The organism is Mycobacterium sp. TH-M11, assembly GCF_057473725.1.
The window spans coordinates 1-3007 of sequence record NZ_JBYCLD010000154.1 but is presented as its reverse complement, the minus strand read 5'-3'; the positions used below and the strand labels follow the sequence as shown (position 1 = coordinate 3007).

Here is a 3007-nt window from a genome sequence, read left to right as displayed (position 1 = left end):
GCCTTGCTGATTGCAGCGGTGGTGATCGCCGTTCGGGTCGCGCGCCGGACGATCCGCACCCACGCCGACGGCGACTACCAGCTGTTCGATGCTGGGCGACTCACCGCCGCGCAGCATCGCGCTATCGGGGAACGCTTTGCCGCCGAAGCGAACTGGGCCGCGGCGATCCGCCATCGCTTGCGTGCCGTGGCCCGCGGCCTGGAGGACAACGGCATCCTGGATCCGGCACCGGGCCGCACCGCCAGCGAGCTGGCCGCCGACGCCGCCGGCCGACTGCCCGCACTGGGGGCCGAGTTGTCGCGATCGGCGACCGCGTTCAACGACGTCGCCTACGGCGAAAGGCCCGGTACCCAAGCCGCCTACCAGGTGATCGTCGACCTCGATGACCACATCCATCACCCTTCGGCGACAGGTCAATTCGGGCCACCCGGGCAGCCGATCCCCGACTCGTGGGCCCCGGTCCGGTGACAGCCGCGCAGGCACTTTCTCCAGTGCGCCGGCGCCCGTGGTGGTGGATGCTGACCGCTCTGGTCACCAGCTGCGCGGTCGCCGCTCTGGCCACGTATCTGACCGTGCCCCGGCCGGGAGGGCGACTGGATCCCGAAGCCACCGGGCCCGCCGGCGGGCACGCCTTGGTCGCGCTGCTGCGTGACCGGGGCGTCACCGTCGTGATCGCGAACAGCGTGGACGAGGCGGTGGTCGCAGCGCGCCCGGGATCGCTGCTGTTGTTCGGCCAAACCCAGCGCGTCACGTCCGGGCCGCTGATGAAGCGCCTCGCTGACGCCCCCGGGGATCTGCTGCTGGTCGAGCCGACGTCACGCGCACGCGCCGCGCTGTCGCCGGGCATCCGCAGCGCTGGAACCGGATCAGCTGACGATGCCCCGGATTGCGCTCTGCGAGAAGCGAATCGAGCGGGGTCGGTGGACTTCGGGCCGTCGAACACCTTTCGGGCCGTCGGCGCCACGCACGTCACCAGCTGCTACGGCGGCGCGCTGGTCCGCTACCGGGACGGCGACCGCAGTGTGACCGTGCTCGGGAGCACCGAGTTCCTGACGAACGGCGCCCTGTTGCGAGCCGGCAACGCGGCGCTGGCGATGAACCTCGCCGGGGCACGTTCCCGTCTGGTCTGGTTCGCACCACAACATGTCGAAGGTGAATCGTCGGCCAAGGGAAAGATTCTCGACCTGATTCCGGCCAACGTGACCTGGGCGGTGGTCCAGTTGTGGCTGACCGTGGCGCTCATCGCGTTATGGAAGGGCCGCCGGATCGGACCGCTGGTCGTCGAGGACCTGCCGGTCGTGGTCCGCGCGTCGGAGGCGGTGGAAGGTCGCGGTCGGCTGTACCGATCCCGACGAGCCCGCGATCGCGCCGCTCAAGCGTTGCGCAGCGCGACACTACAGCGCCTGCTCCCCCGACTCGGCCTGAGCGCCGATACCCCGCCTCCAGCCGTGCTGCAGGCGGTCACGTCGCGCAGCAGGTTTGATCCGGAGGTACTGCGAAACATCCTGTTCGGTCAGCCTCCAGCCACCGACGCCGAATTGGTACGGCTCGCCCACGCACTCGATGACGTCGAAAGGCAGGTCACACATCCATGACTCAACCGCACCCCCACACAGCTCAGCCACCGGCAGCCGAGGCGGCCCGGCACGCACTGCACGCGCTGCGCGGGGAGATCGGCAAGGCTGTCGTCGGGCAGGACGCGGTGGTCACCGGACTGGTGATCGCACTGCTGTGCCGTGGGCACGTGCTGCTCGAAGGCGTACCGGGCGTGGCGAAGACGCTGCTGGTCCGGTCCCTGGCGGCAGCGTTGCAACTGGATTTCAAGCGTGTCCAGTTCACCCCGGACCTGATGCCCGGCGACATCACCGGGTCGTTGGTCTATGACAATCGCACCGCCGCGTTCGCTTTCCGCAGCGGTCCGGTTTTTACCAACCTGCTGCTTGCCGACGAGATCAACCGGACTCCGCCGAAGACGCAGGCGGCGCTGCTGGAGGCGATGGAAGAACGCCAAGTCAGTGTGGACGGCGCGCCCAGGACGCTGCCCGACCCGTTTATCGTTGCGGCAACGCAGAATCCGATCGAATACGAGGGCACCTATCAATTGCCGGAGGCCCAGCTCGACCGGTTCCTGCTGAAGCTGGATGTGCCGCTGCCACCGCGCGACGCCGAAATCGCCATCCTCAGCCGACACGCGCGCGGATTCGATCCACGCGACCTGTCGGCGATCCGGCCGGTCGCCGGCCCCGCGGAATTGGCCGCTGGCCGTGACGCGGTACGTCAAGTGCTGGTAGCCGACGAGGTGTTGGGATACCTCGTCGACATCGCCGGTGCGACTCGGCATTCACCGGCACTGCAACTGGGCGTATCACCCCGTGGCACAACCGCATTGCTCGCCACGGCGCGGTCGTGGGCATGGCTTTCCGGGCGCAACTACGTGACTCCCGACGACGTGAAGGCGATGGCCCGCCCGACGCTTCGGCACCGGGTACTGCTCCGGCCGGAGGCCGAGCTCGAGGGAGCCAGCACTGACGGCGTACTCGACGGCATCCTGGCCTCGGTCCCGGTGCCCCGCTAGTGGTGTTGACCGGGCGTAGCGGCCAGATCGCACTGCTGTGCGTGCTGCCGATCGTGGTATCGCCTTGGCCGGCGCAAACTTTCACAGTGCTGCTGGGCATGCTCGCGGTCATGATCGCCGCTGATGTCGCATTGGCGGCCGACCCGTCTCAGCTGGAGTTCACCCGGCTGCCGAACGGCTCGGTGCGGCTCGGCGAAACGGCGACTCTCGGCCTGCTGATCGGCAACACCGGTCGACGTCACTTCAACGGACACATTCGCGATGCCTGGCCACCCAGTACGCAGGCCGGGCCGACCAGCCACGCCGTCGATATCGTTGCGGGGCAAGTCCTTCGAGTGGACATCTACCTGCGCCCGATCCGTCGCGGCGATCAAAAGTCGGCGGCGATCACCGCACGCTCGATCGGTCCGATGGGACTGGCCGGCCGACAGA

The 3007-nt window shown here is 68.6% G+C and carries 3 protein-coding genes and 1 pseudogene; all 4 read left to right on the top strand.

Annotation, left to right across the window (positions count from 1 at the left end):
• On the top strand, nucleotides 1-468 hold a 468-nt coding region (locus tag AC2VOG_RS06745), incomplete at its 5' end, for a DUF4129 domain-containing protein (RefSeq protein WP_486939142.1).
• Nucleotides 450-1595, top strand: a complete 1146-nt coding sequence (locus AC2VOG_RS06740) for a DUF4350 domain-containing protein (protein ID WP_486939141.1) — start codon at nucleotides 450-452, stop codon at nucleotides 1593-1595. The genes AC2VOG_RS06745 and AC2VOG_RS06740, both read left to right, overlap by 19 nt.
• The gene (locus AC2VOG_RS06735; protein ID WP_486939140.1) at nucleotides 1592-2575 is read left to right on the top strand and encodes an AAA family ATPase; all 984 of its coding nucleotides are present in this window, start codon (nucleotides 1592-1594) and stop codon (nucleotides 2573-2575) included. The genes AC2VOG_RS06740 and AC2VOG_RS06735 overlap by 4 nt, the downstream gene beginning before the upstream one ends.
• A gap of 5 nt (nucleotides 2576-2580) precedes the next feature.
• Nucleotides 2581-3007, top strand: a pseudogene (locus AC2VOG_RS06730) (DUF58 domain-containing protein); the annotation flags it as partial.